This window comes from Streptomyces sp. DSM 106670, from assembly GCF_055792845.1.
Genome location: NZ_CM147704.1, coordinates 7,937,402 through 7,956,948 on the forward strand (window position 1 = coordinate 7,937,402; position 19,547 = coordinate 7,956,948).

The 19,547-nt window shown below is 74.1% G+C and carries 6 protein-coding genes (1 of these 6 cut by a window edge); 5 read left to right on the plus strand and 1 reads right to left on the minus strand.

The window, feature by feature from the left end; genetic code table 11:
- Window positions 1-13,204, plus strand: partial view of an amino acid adenylation domain-containing protein gene (locus ACSMXR_RS34985; RefSeq protein ID WP_473170771.1) — the 3' portion only. The gene continues 2,267 nt to the left of window position 1, outside the view; only the last 13,204 of its 15,471 coding nucleotides appear in the window; its start codon lies beyond the left edge, outside the window; the stop codon is at window positions 13,202-13,204.
- Window positions 13,205-13,298: 94 nt separating this feature from the next.
- Here the strand turns inward: ACSMXR_RS34985 and ACSMXR_RS34990 are convergent, their stop codons facing one another.
- A complete protein-coding gene (locus ACSMXR_RS34990; RefSeq protein WP_240805964.1) occupies window positions 13,299-14,288 on the minus strand; it encodes an ABC transporter substrate-binding protein in 990 nt (329 codons plus the stop codon).
- A 212-nt stretch (window positions 14,289-14,500) separates the two neighbouring features.
- On the opposite strand from ACSMXR_RS34990, the gene ACSMXR_RS34995 reads away from it, so the two are divergent.
- From ACSMXR_RS34995 to ACSMXR_RS35010, 4 genes are read left to right on the plus strand one after another with little or no spacing between them, the layout of a single operon-like run.
- Window positions 14,501-15,226, plus strand: a complete 726-nt coding sequence (locus ACSMXR_RS34995) for a siderophore-interacting protein (RefSeq protein WP_473170772.1) — start codon at window positions 14,501-14,503, stop codon at window positions 15,224-15,226.
- An 8-nt stretch (window positions 15,227-15,234) separates the two neighbouring features.
- Window positions 15,235-16,107, plus strand: coding sequence for an alpha/beta fold hydrolase (locus tag ACSMXR_RS35000; protein ID WP_473170773.1), 873 nt, complete (start codon window positions 15,235-15,237; stop codon window positions 16,105-16,107).
- Window positions 16,104-17,822 (plus strand): ABC transporter ATP-binding protein, encoded by a 1,719-nt coding sequence (locus ACSMXR_RS35005; protein WP_376185100.1) that lies wholly within the window; start codon window positions 16,104-16,106, stop codon window positions 17,820-17,822. Before ACSMXR_RS35000 ends, ACSMXR_RS35005 begins: the two co-directional genes overlap by 4 nt.
- Window positions 17,815-19,536, plus strand: a complete 1,722-nt coding sequence (locus ACSMXR_RS35010; RefSeq protein ID WP_473170774.1) for an ABC transporter ATP-binding protein — start codon at window positions 17,815-17,817, stop codon at window positions 19,534-19,536. The genes ACSMXR_RS35005 and ACSMXR_RS35010 overlap by 8 nt, the downstream gene beginning before the upstream one ends.
- Window positions 19,537-19,547 lie beyond the last annotated feature (11 nt).

Here is a 19,547-nt window from a genome sequence, read left to right on the forward strand (position 1 = left end):
TCCCACCGAGGCCGTGGTGAACTCCGCCACCTGGGAGGTCCCGGCCGAGTGGACCGGCGGACCCGTGCCGATCGGCCCTCCGGACGTCAACAAGCGCGCCTACGTCCTCGACAGCGCCCTGCGCCCGGTCGCCCCCGGCGTCCTGGGCGAGCTGTACATCGGCGGCCCCGGCCTCGCCCGCGGCTACCTCGGCCGCCCGACGATCACCGCCGACCGCTTCGTCGCCGACCCGTTCGGGGAGCCCGGCACCCGGATGTACCGCACCGGCGACCTGGCCCGCTGGAACGAACGCGGCGAGCTGGAGTACGCGGGCCGCACCGACCACCAGCTGAAGATCCGCGGCTTCCGCGTGGAGCCCGGCGAGGTCGAGGCCCGCCTCACCGCCCACCCCGGCCTCGCCCAGGCCGTCGTCACCGGCCACACCGACCACCGGGGCGTCCGCCGCCTCGTCGCCCACGCCGTCCCCGCCCCGGGCGGCGACCCCCGGCCGGCGGACCTCATCGCCTGGGCCGCCGAGACCCTGCCCGACCACATGGTCCCCGCGGCCGTCGTCCTGCTCGACGCGCTGCCGCTCACCGCCGCCAACAAGACCGACCGATCGGCCCTGCCCGCCCCCGACTTCACCGCTACCGGCGGCGGCACCGCACCCCGCACCGACCGGGAGAAGGAGCTCGCCGCCCTCTTCGCCGAGATCCTCCACCTGGCCGAAGTCGGCGTCGAGGAAAGCTTCTTCGCTCTCGGCGGCGACTCCATCTCCGCCATCCAGCTCGTCGGGGCCGCCCGCCGCCGGGGCCTGCGCCTGAGCCCCCGCGATGTCTTCGAACGGCGTACGGTCGAACAACTCGCCGCCCTCGCCCGCACGGTGGACGACACCGCCGCCCCCGTCGAACGCACCGCGCGCAGCGCCCCCCTCACCCCGATCCTGCGCCGGCTCGTGGAACGCGGCGGGCCCATCGCCGACTACCACCAGTCCACCATCCTGCACACCCCGGCCGGAGCGACCGCCGAACAGCTCACCGCCGGACTGGAGCGCGTCCTCGACCACCACGACGTCCTGCGGGCCCGGCTCACCGACCGCACCCTGGAGATCCCCGCCCCCGGCGACGCCTCCGGGCCGACGCCGCTGACCCGGATCGACGGCGTCGAGACCGCCGACGAGGAGCTGCTGCCCACCCTGCGCGCCCGGGCCCGCGAGGCCGCCCGGCAGCTCGACCCGTACGCCGGAACCATGGTCCGGGCCGTCTGGCTGGACGCCGGGCCCGACCGGGGCGGGCTGCTCGCCCTGCTCATCCACCACGCGGTCGTCGACGGGGTCTCCTGGCGCATCCTCACCCAGGACCTCGCCACCTCCCTCGAAGCCGCACGCCACGGCCGTACCGTCGAACTCCCGCCGGTGGAAACCTCCTTCGCCGACTGGGCGCAGGGCCTGGAACAGGCCGCGCAAGAGCCCGCACGGGCCGACGAGGCCGCGCACTGGACCGCGGTCCTCGGCGACGGGGGAGTGGCCCTGCCCGCCCTCGACCCGGACCGGGACACCCTCGCCACCGTGACGACGGTCCCCGTCGAACTCGCACCCGAGCACACCCTGCCCCTCCTCACCGGCCTGCCCGAACGCTTCCACACGGGCCCCGACGCCTTCCTCGTCACCGCGCTCGCCCTCGCGCTGGCCGCCTGGCGCGGCGACACCGAACCGGTCCTCGTCGACATCGAGGGCCATGGACGCGCCGACCACCTGGTGCCCGAGGCCGAACTGTCGCGCACCGTCGGCTGGTTCACCGCCGTCCATCCCGTACGCCTGGACCTCGGCGGACTGGGCGGCCTCGGCCGGTCGAGCGGCGACGAGCTCACGGGCGCGGTCAAGCGGATCAAGGAACAGCTGGGGGCCGCACCCGACCACGGTCTCGGCTTCGGCCTGCTGCGCCATCTGCGTCCCGAACTGCGCGACACCCTCGCCGCCCTGCCCGAGCCGCGCATCGCCTACAACTACCTGGGCCGCTTCGGGAGTTCCGGCACGACCGGCCGGTCCGGCCCGCCCGCCCCCTGGAGCCCGGCCCTGACCGGATCGCTGGGCGGCGGAGCGGACGACGCGCTGCCCGCCTCGCACACCCTCACGCTCAACGCCTCCGTCGTGGACGGCCCCCGAGGGCCCGTCCTCCAGGCCGGCTTCAGCTTTCCCGGGCGGCTGCTGGAGACCGCGGAGGTCGAGCACCTCGCCGCCCTCTGGGCCACCGCCCTGCAGACCCTCGGCCGACTCCTGGACGATCCGGCGGCCGGCGGACACACCCCCGGCGACTTCCCGCTCGTCGAGGTCGACCAGCCGGAGATCGACGCCCTGGAGGCCCGCGCCCCGCTCGCCGACCTGCTGCCGCTCTCCCCGCTCCAGGCCGGGCTGTACTTCCTCACCGGCTTCGGCGCGGAGGGCGACGGGCCCGACGTCTACACCACCCAGACCGCCCTGGACATCGAGGGCGACCTCGACCCCGAGCGGCTGCGCCGCGCCGGACGCGCCCTCCTGGCCCGCCACCCCAACCTCCGGGCCGGATTCCACGGCCGCCGGGGAGCCGACCCGCTCCAGGTGATCCCGGCCGAGGCCGAGATCCCCGTACACGCCTACGACCTCACCTCACCCGAGCTGACCGAGGGGCGGCGACAGGGCCGGGCGCAGAACATCCTGGCGGCCGACCGGCGGCAGGGCTTCGACCTGACCGCACCGCCGCTGCTGCGGCTCACCCTCGTCCGGCTCGGCGAACGCCGGCACCTGCTCGCCGTCACCTCCCACCACATCCTTCTCGACGGCTGGTCGGGACCGCTGCTCGTACAGGACCTGCTCGCCCTCTACCGGGGCACGCCCGGACCCGCGCCCCGCCCCTACCGCGACTACCTGCTCTGGCTGCGGGACCGCGACCGCGCCACGACGCAGAGCCTGTGGCAGGAAGCGCTCGCCGGGATCGACGGCCCCACCCGGCTCGTCCCGGAAACCGCCGCGATGCCCGCGGGCACGCCCGAACGCGTCGACATCCCGCTCCCCGACGACCTGGTGGCCCGCGTCCAGGCCTTCGCCCGCGCCCGCGACGTCACCGTCAGCACCGTGCTCCAGAGCGCCTGGGGCCTGCTGCTCGGCCGGCTCACCGGCCGCACCGACGTGACGTTCGGCGTCACCGTCTCCGGACGCCCCGCCGACCTCGACGGCTCGCACGACATGATCGGCCTGTTCATCAACACCGTGCCCACCCGCCTCACCCCGCGCCCCGACCAGAGCATCGCCGCACTCGTACAGCAACTCGGCGCACAGCAGGCCGTGCTGATGGACCATCAGTACGAGCCGCTCGCCGAGCTCCAGCGGCTCGCCGGACACCGCGAACTCTTCGACACCCTCGTCCTCTTCGAGAACTTCCCGGTCGACGCGGAGGAGTTGCGCCGCACCGAGGAGCGGGCCGGACTGCTCGTCACCGGGGCGCGCGGCCACGACGCCACCCACTATCCGCTGGTCCTGGTCGCCCTGCCCGGCCGCGACCGCCTCGCGCTCGCCCTCGACCACCGCCCCGAACTCCTCACCGCCGACCAGGTCGCCACCATCGGCGACCAGCTGCTCGCCGTCCTGGAACAGCTCGTCGACCACCCCGACACCACCGCGGCCGCCGTCCTGCCCGGCCTCGCCGAGCCGGCCCGCCTCGACGGGCCCGCGCGCGCCGTCACCCCGCTCGGCCTCGCCGGACGCTTCCTGCGCCGGGCCGCCGAGACGCCCGAGGCGACCGCGCTGCTCGCGGGCGACGAGGAGTGGAGCTACGCCGACCTCGCCGCCCGGGTCACCGCCGTCGCCGGCCGGCTGCGCGACCTCGGGGCCGGGCCCGAGCGGCTGATCGCCGTCGCCCTGCCCCGGAGCGCCGACCTGGTCGCCGTGCTGCTCGCGGTCTCCGCCACCGGAGCCGCGTACGTCCCCGTCGACCCGGACTTCCCGGCCGACCGCGTCGCCTACCTCCTGGCGGACTCCGACCCGCTGCTGGTGATCCGCCCCGACCACCCGGTCCTGGCCCCGGGACCGTACGACGGCCCCCTCACCGAACTGCCCGGCACCACGCCCGCGCCCGAGGCGACCGCGTACGTCATCCACACCTCGGGCTCCACCGGCAACCCCAAGGGTGTCGTCGTCACCCACCGGGCCCTCGCCAACCTCCTCGACGCGGTCGCGGAGAGCCTGGAATCCGGGCCGGGCCACCGGCTCCTCGCCGTCACCACCGTCAGCTTCGACATCGCGGCGCTGGAACTCTTCGTCCCCCTCGTCACCGGGGCCGCCGTCATCCTCGCCCGGCGCGAGGAAGTCCTCGACCCGCTGCTGCTGTCCGGCCTCGCCGAGCGCACCCGAGCCACCCACCTCCAGGCCACCCCGTCCCTGTGGCGCGGCATCATCGACGCCGCACCGGAGCTGCCGGCCGGGCTGTGCGTCCTGAGCGGCGGCGAACCGCTCCCCGCCGACCTCGCCGAACGCCTCGCCACCGGCGGAGCGCGGCTGCTCAACCTCTACGGGCCGACCGAGACCACCATCTGGTCCACCGTCGCCGACCTCGCCCCCGACGGCCGGGCCCCGCACGTCGGACACGCCCTGCACAACACCACCCTGCGCGTCCTGGACCCCTGGCTGCGGCCGGTGCCCCCGGGCGTCCCCGGCGAGCTGTACATCGGCGGCGCGGGGCTCGCCCGCGGCTACCTCGGCCGGGGCGCGCTCACCGCCGCCCGGTTCACCGCCGACCCGTACGGCACACCCGGCAGCCGGATGTACCGCACCGGCGACCTGGCCCGCCTCCAGGACGACGGCACCCTGTCCGTCCTCGGCCGCACCGACCACCAGCTGAAGGTCCGCGGCCACCGCGTCGAGCCCGGCGAGATCGAGACCGTCCTGCGCACCCACCCCGAGGTCACCGACACCGTGGTCGTCGGCCTGCCCGACCCGAGCGGCGCGGTACGCCTCGTCGCCTACGTCACCGGCACCGCCACCGGGCTGCGCCCCTACCTCGCCGAACGGCTGCCCGAGCACCTCGTGCCCTCGGTCGTCATGGAGCTGCCCGCCCTGCCCCTCACCCCCAACGGCAAGGTCGACCGGGCGGCCCTGCCCGCACCCCAGGCCGCCGGAGGGGAGCGGGCCCGCGCGCCCAGGGACGCCCGCGAGGCCGTCCTCGGGGAGCTCTTCGCCGATGTCCTCGGCCTCGCCCACGCCGGACCCGACGACGACTTCTTCCACCTCGGCGGACACTCGCTGCTCGCCATGCAGCTCGCCAACCGGCTCCGCTCCACCCTCGGCGTCGAAGTCGCCCTGCGCGACATCTTCGAGCACCCCACCCCGGCCGCCCTCGCCCGGACCGTGCTGCCGCGCCCGGTCGCCCGCACCGCCCCCGTACGGCGGGAGCGCCGCCCCGGCGAGACGATCCCGCTGTCGTTCGCGCAGAGCCGGCTGTGGTTCCTGCACCGCCTCGACGGACCCAGCGCCACCTACAACCTGTTCATCGTGGTCCGCCTCGGCGGGGAGCTGGACCGGGAGGCACTGAGGTCGGCCGTCGGCGACGTCGTCACCCGCCACGAGAGCCTGCGCACCGTCTACCCGGACGCGGACGGGCTGCCCCACCAGTACATCCTTGAGGAGGAGAGCGCCCGCGCAGTCTGCGACCGGGCCCTCGCCGAGGTGGCCGAGGTCGCCGAGGCGGACCTCGAAGCGGCGCTGCGGGCCCGGGTGACCCAGCCCATCGACATCATCGAGGAGATCCCGCTCAGGGCCCAGCTCCTGCGCACCGAGACCGACCACGTCCTGGCGCTGACGCTGCATCACATCGCTGGCGACGAATGGTCGATGCGCCCCCTCGTCGACGATCTGCGCACCGCCTACACCGCACGCGTCACCGGCACCGACCCCGACTGGCAGCCGCTTCCGGTCGACTACGCCGACTACGCGCTCTGGCAGCGCGACGTCCTCGGCGAGCTGACCGACCCCACCAGCCAGGTCGCCCGCCAGGCCGCCTTCTGGCAGCGGACGCTCGCCGGATCGCCCGACGAACTCGCCCTGCCGTACGACCGCCCGCGCCCCGCCGAGGAGACCCACGAAGGGGCCACCGTCACCTTCGCCGTCGACCCGGCGGTCCACGCGGACCTGCGGACCCTCGCCGCCCGCAACGGCACCAGCGTCTTCATGGCGGTCCAGGCGGCCCTGGCCGTCCTCCTCTCCGCGCACGGCGCGGGCACCGACATCCCGCTCGGCACCCCGGTCGCCGGGCGCACCGACGAGAAGTTCGACGATCTGATCGGTTTCTTCGTCAACACCCTGGTCCTGCGCACCGATCTGAGCGGCCGCCCCACGTTCCACGAACTGCTCGCCCGGGTCCGGGACGCCGACCTGGCCGCCTTCGACCACGCCGACCTGCCCTTCGAGCAGCTCGTCGACATCGTCGCCCCGGAACGCACCCTCGCCCGCAACCCGCTCTTCCAGGTCCTGCTGGTCTTCCAGAACGTCTCCGAGGACACCTTCACCCTGCCGGGGCTCGACGTCACCCCGGTCAGCGCGGACCCCGGAGTCGCCAAGCTCGACCTCCAGTTCACCCTCGCGGAGCGACCCGACGGGGCCGGCATCAACGGCATGCTGATCTACCAGACCAGCCTGTTCGACCACACCACCGCCCAGGCCCTGGCCGACCGCTACGTCACCCTCCTCACCGCCCTGGTCGCCCGCCCCGAACTCCCCGTCCACCGGGCCGCCGTGCTCAGCGCCCCGCAACGGGCCCGGGTGCTCGCGGCCTCCACCGGCGCGGAACACCCCCTGCCGGAGGCGTCCCTGCCGCATCTCCTCGCCGAGCGGTACGCGGCCCGGGCGTCCGCCCCCGCCCTGATCGACGGCGAGAACACCATCTCGTACGAGGAGTTCGACCGGCGCGTGGGGCGGCTCGCCGCCCTCCTGCGGGACCGGGGCGTCGGACCCGAGGCCCGGGTCGCCGTGGCCCTGCCCCGGAGCACCGACCTGGTCGTGGCCCTGCACGCCGTCCAGCGCGCGGGCGGAGCCTATGTGCCCGTCGACCCGGAATACCCGGCCGAACGCGTCGCCCACATGCTCGGCGACGCCGACCCGCGCCTCCTGATCACCCTCACCGCGCTCCGGGAGCGGCTGCCCGTCCCCGACGGCCTCACCGTGCTGGAGCTGGACGCCCCGGACGTACGGTCCGAACAGGACGCGGCCCCGGCCGTCGGCGTCCACCCCGGGCTGCGCCCCGAGCACGCCGCGTACGTCCTCTACACCTCCGGCTCCACCGGCCGCCCCAAGGCCGTCGTCATCACCCACACGGCCCTCGTCAACCGGCTCCGCTGGATGGCCGGCCACTTCCCGTTCACGGCCGAGGACCGCGTCCTGCAGAAGACACCGGCCGGATTCGACGTCTCCGTATGGGAGTTCTTCCTGCCGATGCTCACCGGGTCGGCCCTCGTCGTCCTGCCCGACGGGCTCCACCGCGACCCCGCCGAGGTCGCGGAGGCGATCATCCGGCACCACGTCACCACCGTGCACTTCGTCCCCTCCATGCTGGCCGCCTTCGCCGCCGAACCCCGCGCCGCCGACTGCACCGGACTGCGCCGGATCATCGCGAGCGGCGAGGCACTGCCCGCCTCCCTGGCCCGGACGGTGCGCCGCGTCCTGCCCGGCGCGAGCCTGCACAACCTGTACGGACCCACCGAAGCGGCCATCGACGTCACCGCCTGGGAGGCCACCGGGGAGCCGGACGGGACCGTGCCCATCGGCCGCCCCGTCCACAACACCGGTACGTACGTCCTCGACGCCGGACTGCGCCCCGTCCCGGACGGCGTCACCGGCGAGCTGTACCTCAGCGGCCCGCAACTCGCCCGCGGCTACCTCGGCCGGCCCGCCCTCACCGCCGGCCGCTTCGTCGCCCACCCGTTCGGCGCACCCGGGGAACGCCTCTACCGCACCGGCGACCTCGTACGACGGCGGGCGGACGGCGCACTGGTCTACGTGGGCCGCACCGACGGCCAGATCAAGCTGCGCGGCCTGCGCGTCGAACTCGGCGAGATCGAGGCCGTCATCGCGGAGGACCGGCAGGTCGCCGCCGCGGCCGTCGTCCTGCGCGAGGACACCCCCGGGCGGCCGGTGCTCACCGGCTACCTCGTCCCCGCCGCCGGTGCCTCGCCCGACACCGGGGAGATCACCGAACGCATCGCCCGGCGGCTGCCCGACCATATGGTGCCCACCGCCCTGATCGCCCTGGACGCCCTGCCGCTCACCCCCAGCGGGAAGCTCGACCGCGCCGCCCTGCCCGCCCCCGACCTCGCCGCCACGGCCACCGCCATCGCGCCGCGCGGCATCCGGGAGGCCGTGCTCACGGCGCTCTTCGCCGAGCTGCTCGGCATTCCGGCGGCCGGGGCCGAGGACAGCTTCTTCGCCCTCGGCGGCGACAGCATCCTCTCCATCCAACTGGTCGCCCGCGCCCGCAAGGCCGGGATGACCCTCACCCCCCGGGACGTCTTCGAGCACAAGACCCCGGCGGCCCTGGCCCGTGCCGCCGCGACCGCCGGACCCGTCGCCGTGCCCCGGCTGGACCCCGCCGGACGGGCCCCGCTCACCCCGATCATGCGGTGGGCGCTCCAGCACGGGCCGATCGACGGACTCCACCAGTACGCCCACCTCGTCACCCCGCCGGAGGCCACCCACGCCACCCTGACCGCCGCTCTCGGCAGGCTGATGGACCGTCACCCGATGCTGCGGGCCGCCCTGGTGGGCGAGCCCGGCCGACAGGCCCTGCACATCCCCGGACCCACGGACCCGCCCGCCGAACCGGTGCTGCTCCCGGTGGACGCGGGGGAGGAGACGGCCGAGCGGGCGGCCGGGCTGACCGCCGCCAGGGCCGCCGAAGCCGTCGACCAACTGAACCCCGAGCAAGGTCAGTTGGTGCGGGCCGTCTGGTGCGACCGGGGCCCCGGACGTACGGGACGGCTGGTGCTGGTCATCCACCACCTCGCCGTCGACGGCGTCTCCTGGCGGATCATCACCGCCGACCTCGCCACCGCCCACGACGACGTCCTCGCCGGAAACCCGCCCGCCCCGCCCGGCGACTCCACCTCCTTCCGGCAGTGGGCCCTCGGCCTCGCCGACGCCGCGACCACCCCGGCCCGCCGCGCCGAAGCCCCCGCCTGGCGGGCCCGCGAGGAGCGCGACGCCCCCGCCCTCGGAGCCCGCCCCCTCGACCCGGCCCGCGACACCCAGGAGACCGTCGCCCACCTCGAACGCACCCTGGACCCCGACCTCACCCTGGCCCTGATCACCCGTGTTCCCGCCGCCGTCCACGGCTCTGTCCACGACGTCCTCGTGGCGGCCGCCGCCCTCGCGCTCGCCCGCTGGCGCGAGGAACGCGCCGAGCCCTCGGGGCGCGACGTGATCGCCGTCGAGGGGCACGGGCGCGAGGAGAGCGTCGTGCCGGGAGCCGAACTGTCCACCACCGTCGGATGGTTCACCAGCTGGTACCCGGTCGCACCGGACCTCCCCGCACCGGCGGGATCACCCGGCGACGAGGCCCGCCGCGCGCTCATGGCCGTCAAGGAACACCTGCGGGAGACCCCCGACCAGGGCATCGGGCACGGGCTGCTGCACCACCTGGACGACCCGGCCGGCCCCTCCCGCACCCCGGAGATCGTGATCAACCACCTCGGCCGCTTCTCCGGCCCCGGTGGCACGGCCGACGCCGAACCGGCCGCCTGGTCGCCCGCCCCGGAGGCGCTGCCCGCCCTGCGCCCGGTCCGCAACACCGTCCCGGTGCTCTTCCCGCTGGAGATCATCTCCTCCACGGTCGACGGCCCGGAAGGCCCCAGGCTCGCCACCCGCTGGACGTACGCCACCGGCATCCTCGACGCCCCGGGGGCCGAGCGCCTCCTGGACCTGTGGTGCGAGGCGCTCCGCAGCCTCGCCGACGCCCCGGCCGACCCGGTCCACACCCCGTCCGACTTCCCCCTCGTACGACTGGACCAGGGGCAGCTCGACACGCTCCGGGAACGGTGGCCCGCCCTCCAGGACATCTGGCCGCTCACCCCGCTCCAGGAAGGGTTGTACGCCCTCACCCACCTGGCGGGCGACGACCTCGACGTCTACACCATGCAGCTCGCCCTGCGTCTCACCGGCGAGCTCGACCCCGCCGCCCTGCGCCGGGCCCTCGCCGGACTGCTCGACCGCAACCCCGGGCTGCGCACCGCCTTCGTCGACGCGGGAGGCCGCCCCGTACAGATCGTGCTCGACGACGTCGCCCCCGACTGGGCCGAGAACGACCTGAGCTCCGAGCCCGCCGACGTACGCGAGGGCGCCCTGCGGGCCCTCGCCGAGGACGACCGCACCCGGCCCTTCGACCTCACCGCGCCACCGCTGCTGCGCCTGCGGCTGGCGCACCTGGGGGAGCGGGAACACGCCCTGCTGGTCACCAACCACCACGCGATCCTCGACGGCTGGTCCGTGCCCGTCCTGATCCAGGAACTGCTGTCGCTGTACGCCTCCCTCACCGGCCCCGCCGAACCCCCGGCCCCGCGCCGGTCGTTCAGGGACTTCCTGGCCTGGCGCACCGCCCAGGACGAGCGGGCGGCGAAGGACGCCTGGCGGGAGGCGCTGGAAGGGATCAGCGAGCCGACCCTCATCGCCCCCGCCGACCCCGGCAGGCGTCCCGCCCTGTCCGACCGGATCCCGCACCGGCTCGACGAGGCGCTGCGCGAACGCCTCCAGTCGCTCGCCAGGAGCGCCGACGTCACCCTCAACACGGTGATGCAGTTCGCCTGGGGGCTGCTGCTGGCCCGGCACACCGGCCGCGAGGACGTCGTCCTCGGAGCCACCGTCTCCGGGCGGCCGCCGGAGCTCGACGAGGTCGAGAGCATGACGGGCCTCTTCATCAACACCCTGCCGGTCCGCGTCGACCTGCGCGCGGGCGGCACCGTACGCCAGGCGCTGGCCCGGCTCCAGGCGGAGCAGGCGAAGCTCTCCGCCCACCAGCACGTGGGTCTGGCCGACATCCAGCGGAGCACCGGAGCGGGCGAACTCTTCGACACCCTGCTGGTGTTCGAGAACTACTTCGTCGACGGGGAGGGGCTGCGCCGCGCGGAGCGGTCCGGGGAACTCGCCGTCACCGGCAGCGAGCACACCGACGCCACCCACTACCCGCTGACCCTCGCCGTCGTCCCCGGCGGTCACCTCACCCTGGAATACCGGCCCGATCTCTTCGGTCCTGAGGAGGCGGCCGCCCTGCTGGGCCGGTTCGTGCATCTGCTCGCCGAGGTGAGCAGCCGCCCCGACACCCGCGTCCACCGCCTCCAGGCGCTCGACCCGGCCGAGCGCCGCCGCGTACTCGACGACTGGAACCCCGCCCCCCGGCCGCACCCGGACCGGACCCTGCCGGACCTCTTCGCCGAGGCCGCCGCCACGGACCCCGATGCCCCGGCCCTGGTCTGCGGCGACACGGCCCTGACCTTCCGCGAGGTGTCCGCGCGCGCCGCCCGCCTCGCCCACGAACTGATCGCCCGGGGCGTCGGACCCGAGGACCTCGTGGCCCTGATGCTCCCGCGCACCGAGGAGATGCTCATCAGCGTCCTGGCCGTGCATCAGGCCGGAGCCGCCTATCTGCCGCTGGATCCCGACTACCCGGCCGAACGGCTCGCGTTCATGCTGGCCGACGCCTCGCCCGCCCTCCTGCTCACCACCACCGCCCTCGCCGGCCGGACCGGGCACCCGGCCACCGTGCTGCTCGACGACCCCGGGACAGCGGCCGCGCTCGCCGCCCGGTCCGCCCAACCGCCCACCGACGCCGACCGGTTGCGGCCGCTGCGCCCGGAGAATCCGGCGTACCTCATCTACACCTCCGGCTCCACCGGCACCCCGAAGGGAGTCGTGATCACCCATCGGGGCATCGTCAACCTCTTCCACAGTCACCGCCGGGCCCTGTACGAGCCGGTCGTCGAGCGCACCGGCCGGTCCCGGCTGCACGTGGGGCACGCCTGGTCGTTCTCCTTCGACGCCTCCTGGCAGCCCCAGCTGTGGATGTTCCACGGCCACTGCGTCCATGTGCTGGCCGAGGACATCCAGCGCGACCCGGAGCAGCTGCACCGCTATCTGCGGGAGCACGCCATCGACTTCATCGAGGTCGCCCCCACCGTGCTCGCCCAGTTGGAGCAGGCCGGGCTGACCGAGGGCGGAAGCTGCCCGCTGCCGCTGCTCGGCGTCGGCGGCGAGGCCGTCCCCGACAGCCAGTGGGCCCGGCTGCGGGAGCTGCCCGGCACCGACGTGGTCAACCTGTACGGTCCCACCGAGGGCACCGTGGACGCGATGGTCGCCCATGTCCGTGACAGCGAGAGCCAGTTGATCGGCCGTCCGGTCGACAACGCCCGGGTGTACCTGCTGGACGCGGGGCTGCGGCCGGTGCCACCGGGGGTGCCGGGGGAGATGTACCTCGCGGGCGCCGGTCTGGCCCGTGGCTACCGGGGCCGGGCCGCGCTCACCGCGACACGCTTCGTCGCGGACCCGTTCGCCGCCGACGGCGGCCGCCTCTACCGGACCGGCGACCTGGCGCGCTGGACCGAGGACGGGGCGGTGGAGTTCCTCGGCCGGGTCGACGACCAGGTGAAGATCCGGGGCTTCCGGATCGAGCCCGGCGAGATCGAGACGGTCGCCGCCGCCCACCCGGACCTGGCACGCGCGGTCGTCACCGCCCGGGAGGACGACGGGGTGCGCCGCCTGGTCGCGTACGCGGTGCCCCGGCCGGGCACCGCCCCCGACCCGGTCGCGCTGCGGTCCTGGCTCGCCGAGCGGCTGCCCGCGCACCTCGTTCCGGCGGCGGTCGTGCTGCTGGAGACGCTGCCCATGACCGCCAACGCCAAGCTGGACCGGGACCGGCTGCCCGCCCCGGACTTCGGCGCGGCGGTCGGCGGCCGGGAGCCCGCGGGGGAGCGGGAGAGCGCGGTGTGCGCCGCCATGGCCGAAGTGCTCTCGCTGCCCAGGATCGGTGCGGACGACGACTTCTTCGCGCTCGGCGGCGACAGCATCGTCACGGTGCGGCTGGCCGGGGTCCTGCGGGCCGGGGGCTGGGAGGCCGCCCCGCGCGACGTCTTCCGGCACCGCACGGCCGCCGGTCTCGCCGCCGTACTGCGGCGGCAGGGCACGAGCACGCCCGCTGCCGGCGGGCGCGACGGTGGCTGACCGGACGTACCAGGCCCGAGGGGGATCCGGCCAGTGCCGGATCCCCCTCGGGTGCGCCCCACGGACCACGGGCGCGACACTGCCCGGCGGCCCGCTACATCTTCTTGAGCATGCCCTCGATCTCGTCGACCGTGGCGATGGCGAAGGTGTAGTTGGCCATCACGAAGTGCCGCGAGGGGAAGGCCCGTCCGGCCTTGACCGCGGGCACGCCCTTCCACAGTTTGTGGTCCAGCAGCTGCTGGGTGGTGGGCGTCGCCTTGCCGTCGGCCTGCACCGAGTAGATCAGCGCGTCGCAGTCCTTGAGGACGTCCATCTCCTCGTAGCTCTTCGGCACGAAGCCCGCCTCCTTCTCGGGCAGCCCCGCCCCGATCCGCAGACCGACATCGTGCATCACGGTGACCAGCGGCGTCCCGAGGAAGAACTTGCCGTTCGGGCCACCGCTCAGCGGGGCCCAGGTGGTGGTCTCGATCTGCTTGCGGTAGGCGGTTTTCACCTCCGCGATCCGGTCCTCGTACTCCTTCTTCTTCTCGGCCAGCCGGCTCTCGCGGTTGACCGCCTTCGCCACCTTGGCGATCTGCTCGTTCCAGAACGCCCCGCTGGTGTGCCAGTCGAAGTAGGCCACCGGCGCGATGGTCTTGAGCGGGGCCGACTTCTCCTTGTAGAACTGATCGATGATCAGATCAGGCTTCAGTGCCGCGATGGCCTGGGAGTTGGGCGTACCCGACGCGCCGATCGTGGCGACGTCCTTGAGCTGCTCGTAGCTGTCCTTGGGCAACAGCTGAGGGTTGGCCGCCCCGTCGGGGATGCCGACGGGAACGATTCCGAGGTCGAGGAGCATCAACGCGTCGTAGTTCTCCAGAACCACCACACGCTTGGGGTCCTGCGGGACCTTCACGGTCCCGTTGTCCGTCTCCAGGCTGCGCGTCGCCGCGCCGGACGGCTCCTTCGAGCCGCCGTCCGACGTCTTGCCGTCGGACTCGCTCACGCCACAGGCCGTCAGCCCTAACGCCGCCGCGGCACCCGTGAGTCCGCCGAGGACGCGCCTGCGCTCCACCGGTGCGGACAGGAAACGTGAACGTGCCATGTTCACTCCTTCGTTCAGGAACAGAGAGATCTTCCGACCGCATCAGGACGCAGCCGGAAGTAAGGTATGCCTAACCTATCGCTTCCGGGCAGGATTCAGGGAGCCGACCGTCCCGATCAGTCATGAGGAGTCCGCACGCCATGAGTACGGCCGCGACCGACGAGCACCGAAACCGCAGGCCAGGGCGCATACATGTGACCACCGTGCGCAGCATGCGACGCATCACGCCCCGCATGGTCCGGCTGACCCTGGGAGGTGAGGACCTGTCAGAATTCAGCAGCAACGGGAGCGATCAGCATGTCGCCCTCTATTTCTACGAGCCCGGCGTCGAACTGCCCAGGCCCTTCACGAGCGATGCGGCCCGAGCCCTGCTGCCCGTCGCCAAGCCGCGCCTGCGCCGCTACACCATCCGCGACCACCGTCCCGAACTCCGCGAGGTCGACATGGACTTCGTGCTGCACGGCCCCGACCAGCTCGCCTCCGGATGGGCCGAGCGGGTCCGGCCGGGGGACGAGGTGATCTGGTTCGGCCCGAGCCCGGCCTACCCGGTGGCTCCCGTCACCGACTGGACCCTCCTCCTGGGCGACGAGACGGCACTGCCCGCCATCGGCGCGATCCTCGAAGAACTCCCGCCGGGCCACCGGGTCCTGGCCGTCGTCGAGGTCGCCGACCGGGCCGAGGAACAGCCCCTGCCCACCCGGGCCGACGCCACCGTCACCTGGCTCCACCGCCACGACCGCGCCCACGGCGACCTCCTGCGCGAACACGCCACCACCCTCCGACTCCCGGACGGAAAAGGCCGGGTGTGGGGCGGCGCGGAACGCGGCGTCATGCGGGAGCTGCGCCACCACTTCGTCCATGTCCGCGGCCTCGACCGCGCCGACACCCACCTGACCGCCTACTGGACCCAGGGCGAAACCCAGGACAGCGAGGTCTGACCCCCACCATGCCTTCCGCATTCCTCAACGGCATCGACCTCGTGTACGACGACACGGGCGGCGACGGAGAGCCGGTGCTGCTCGTCAACGGCACGGGCGCCACCCGCACCGCCTGGCGCGCCCACCAGACCCCCGCCCTGGTCACCGCGGGCTACCGGGTCATCGCCCCGGACAACCGCGGCATCCCGCCGAACGCCTTACCTCCCGGCGGCATCACCCTGGAGGCCATGGCCGCCGACCTGGCCGCGCTGATCGAGCACCTGGCCCTCCCGCCCTGCCGCGTCGTCGGCTTCTCCCTCGGCGCGTCGATCGTCGGCGAACTCCTCCTCACCCGGCCCGAACTCGTCGGCCAGGCCGTGCTGATGGCCGGCCGGGCCCGCGTCGACCCCTTCGGCTCCGCCGTCTCCCGCGCGGCCGCCGACCTGTACGACAGCGGAGCCGCCGTCCCCGCCTCGCACCAGGCCGTCTTCAAGGCCCTGTGCTACCTCTCGCCGCACACACTGCGCGACCCGAGCGCCGTACGGGACTGGCTCGACGTCTTCACGTACGCCGACGGCGCGACGGGCCCGGGCGTCCGCGCCCAGTACGAAGCGATGGGCGACATCGACCGGCTGCCCCGGTACGCCACGCTCGACGTACCGCTCCTGTGCATCGGCTTCGCCGACGACGTCATGATCCCGGCAGCTGCCACCCGGGAGATCGCCGACACCGTCCCCGGAGCCCGCTACACCGAGATCCAACGCTGCGGCCACTACGGCCATCTCGAACGCCCCGCGGAGGTCAACGCCGCCATGCTCGACTTCTTCGCCCGCCCTTCCGAAGCCGCGAGCGCGGCCGCCCGGGGCGAGAGCCCCCGCACCTCCGGACGGGGTGGAGCGTGAACGCCCCGGCCGAGCAGCCGCGCCCGTACGAGCCCACCACCCGCGACGGGCTGAGACTCCTCGCGGGCTGTCTGAGGGACCGCCCCGGCCTCGCCGCGCTCGCCGTCCTCGGCGGACTCGTCTACCAGCTCGCCCTGATCGCCCTGCCCTGGTTCATCGAACGCGCCGTCGACCAGGGCATCGTCCACGAGGACCGCTCCGCCCTGTGGCACTGGGCCCTGATCATCGTCGGCGCCGGCATCCTCGCCGCCCTCGCGGAGATGGTCCTCGGCTGGTACTCCACGCTCCTCGCCACCACTCAGGGCAACCGCCTCTACATCGCGCTGGCCGACCGGGTCTCCCGCCTCGACGCCCGGGCCGTCGCCCGGTACGGCGAGGGCGACCTCGGCATGCGCGGCACCCGCGACGTGGACCTGGTCCGCGGCTGGCTCTCCGGCGTCGCCTCCTTCCTCACCGGCGTCACCGGCTTCGTCGTGATGATCGTCGCGATCATGCGGCTCGATCCGCTCCTCGCCCTGATCTGCCTCCTGTGCGTGCCGCCCCTGGTCTGGATCAACACCTACTGGTTCCCCAAGCGGTTCGGCGCGGCCAACACCGCGCTCTCCGCCGCCCACGGCAGCCGCGCCGACGCCGTCGAGGAACTGCTCTCCGCCAGCGCCGCGGTCCGCGGCCTCGGCGGCGAACCCGCCCTGGTGCGACGCCACCACGAGCGCAGCGCCACCGTCACCGAACACACGCTCACCACCGGCCGGGTCTCCGCCGGCTGGGCCGCCCTCTCGCCCTTCGTGCCCGCCCTCGCCATCGGCGCCGGCCTCGGCCTCGGCGGCGTCGCCGTGCTGCGCGGCACCATGTCCGTCGGCGGTATCGTCGCCTTCACCAGCTGGATGAGCATGCTCGTCCTGTGGGTCGGCGTCATCACCCTGCGGATCAGCCAGCTCAGCCAGGCCACCACCGCGGCCCGCCGCCTCCAGGACGTCCTGCTGCCGCACCCCACCGACCGCGCCCCGGGCACGGAGCCGCTGCCCGCGACCGGCGACCTCACCGCCGAGGGAATCAGCAACAGCGCGGGCGGCCATCTGATCCTGGCCCCCGTCGACCTCACCGTCCGCCCCGGCGAACTCGTCGCCGTGACCGGCCCCACCGGCTCCGGCAAGACGACCCTGCTGAGGATCCTCGCCGGACTGCTCCCGCCCACCACCGGCACCGTGCGCTTCGGGGGCCGCCCGCTGGAGGAGGCCGACACCGCCGAGGTCCACGCCCGGCTCGGCTACGTACCCCAGCGCCCCGTCACCGTCAGCGGCACCCTCGCCGACAACCTCCGCCTCGGCTCCGCCCACACCGACGACGAACTGCGCCGCGCCTGCCGTACCGCCGCCCTCGACGACTACCTCGACACGGCCCCCGACGGCCTCGACACCCTCGTCGGCGAACGCGGCAGCACCCTCTCCGGCGGCCAGCTCCAACGCCTGGCCCTCGCCCGCGCCGTCCTGCGCAAGCCCCCCGTCCTCCTCCTCGACGACATCACCTCCGCGATCGACACGACCACCGAACGCACCCTGCTGGAGAGGCTGCGTGCCTGGTCCGGCGAGACCGCGATCGTCTGCGCCACCCACCGCGGCGGCTTCCTCGACGCGGCCGACCGCACCCTGACCCTCGCCCCGGCCGAGGCGGCCGCCCCCGACGACATGGAAGAGCGGGTGACCACCGGTGGCTGAGCACCAGCGCCTGAGCGCGACCCCCGACCAGCGCCGCGTCCTGCGCAGGGCCTGGCCCCATATGCGCCCCGAGCGCCGCGGCATCACCCTCGCGCTGCTGGCCGGCGCCGCCGCGACCGCCACCACCGTCGCCGTGCCCGCCGTCATCGGCGCGGGCGTCGACCAGATCCTGGAGCGGGACCGCTCCGGCCTCTTCACCGCCGTCGCCGCCCTGACCGTACTGGCGCTGCTGCGGCTGTTCCTGTTCCGCCAGTCCGAACTGCTGCTCATCGCCGTCGGCGAACGCGTCGTGCGCGCCCTGCGCGAACTGGCCGTCACCCGGCTCTCCCGCGCCCCGCTCCGCTTCCTCGAAGCCCACCCCTCGGGCGATCTGCTCCGACGCACCACCACCGAGATCGCCGACCTCGCCAACTTCGTGCGCAGCCAGCTCCCCGACGTCCTCACCGTCGCCGCGTACCTCCTCTTCACGACCGTCCTGCTGCTCACCTACTCACCGCTGCTGACCCTCGCCCTGGCCCTAGTGTTCGTCCCCGCCATCGTCGCCGTCCTGCGGCTCTTCAAGAAGGCCGCCAACCCGGCCTTCGCCGCCGAGGCCGCCGCCGCCGGCACCGTCGCCACGACCTACCGCGAGCTCGTGCAGTCCCGCGAGATGCTCCGGACCGGCGGCGGCACCGGCTTCTGGCGCGAGCGTTTCCTCGCGGACAACGAACGGCGCTACCGCGCGGCCCGGCGCAGCCAGCGCAGCCTGTTCCTGATCAGCCTCGCCCGGATCGTCCAGAGCCTCACGACGGCCGTGCTCCTGCTGGTCGGCGGCTGGCTCGCCGCCCGGGGCTCCATCAGCGTCGGCACGGTCGTCGTCTTCATCCTCGCCACCCGCCAGCTGTTCGACTCCGCCACCCAGGCGTCCAACCTCGTCGGACAGGTGCAGATCTCCCTCGTCGGCCTCGCCCGGCTGCTCGACCTGCTGACCACCACGGCCCCCCGCGCCGGGATCCACGCCCCCCGGCCGGCGCCGGACGACGCCGCGCCGCGGGGCCCGGTCACCGCCGAACGCGGCGCCCTGGACATCGAGGACCTCCACTACTCCTACGTGGCGGGCACCGAAGTCCTGGGCGGACTCTCCGTACGGGTGGAGGCGGGCGAACGGGTCGGGCTCGTCGGCCCCACCGGCTCCGGCAAGACGACCCTCGCCAAACTGATGACCGGCCTCTACACCCCGGACAGCGGCACCATCCGCTACGACGGCCACGACCTCGCCGCCCTCGACCCCGCCGAACTGCGACGCCGGATCGTCCTGATCCCGCAGCGCGTCCACATGATCGAGGGGACGCTCCTCGACAACCTCCGCCTGGTGCCCGGCGACCCGGACGAGCACCGCATCGCCGAGGCGGTCGAACACCTGGGCCTGGCCGACTGGATCGCCTCGCTCGACGAGGGCCTGCACACCGACCTCGGACGCGGTACGGGCCGGCTCTCGGCCGGTGAACTCCAGCTGATCGGCCTGGTCCGCGCGGCGCTCCTGGACCCGGCGGTCCTCGTCCTCGACGAAGCCACCGCCGACATCGACCCCGAGACGGCGCGCACCCTGGAATCCGCCATCGACACCCTGCGCGCCGACCGCACCCTCATCGTCATCGCCCACCGCGAAGCCACCATCAAACGGCTTCCCCGCATCATCCGCCTCGACGAGAACGCCCTGCTCGCCCACAACTGAACTCCCGCCGA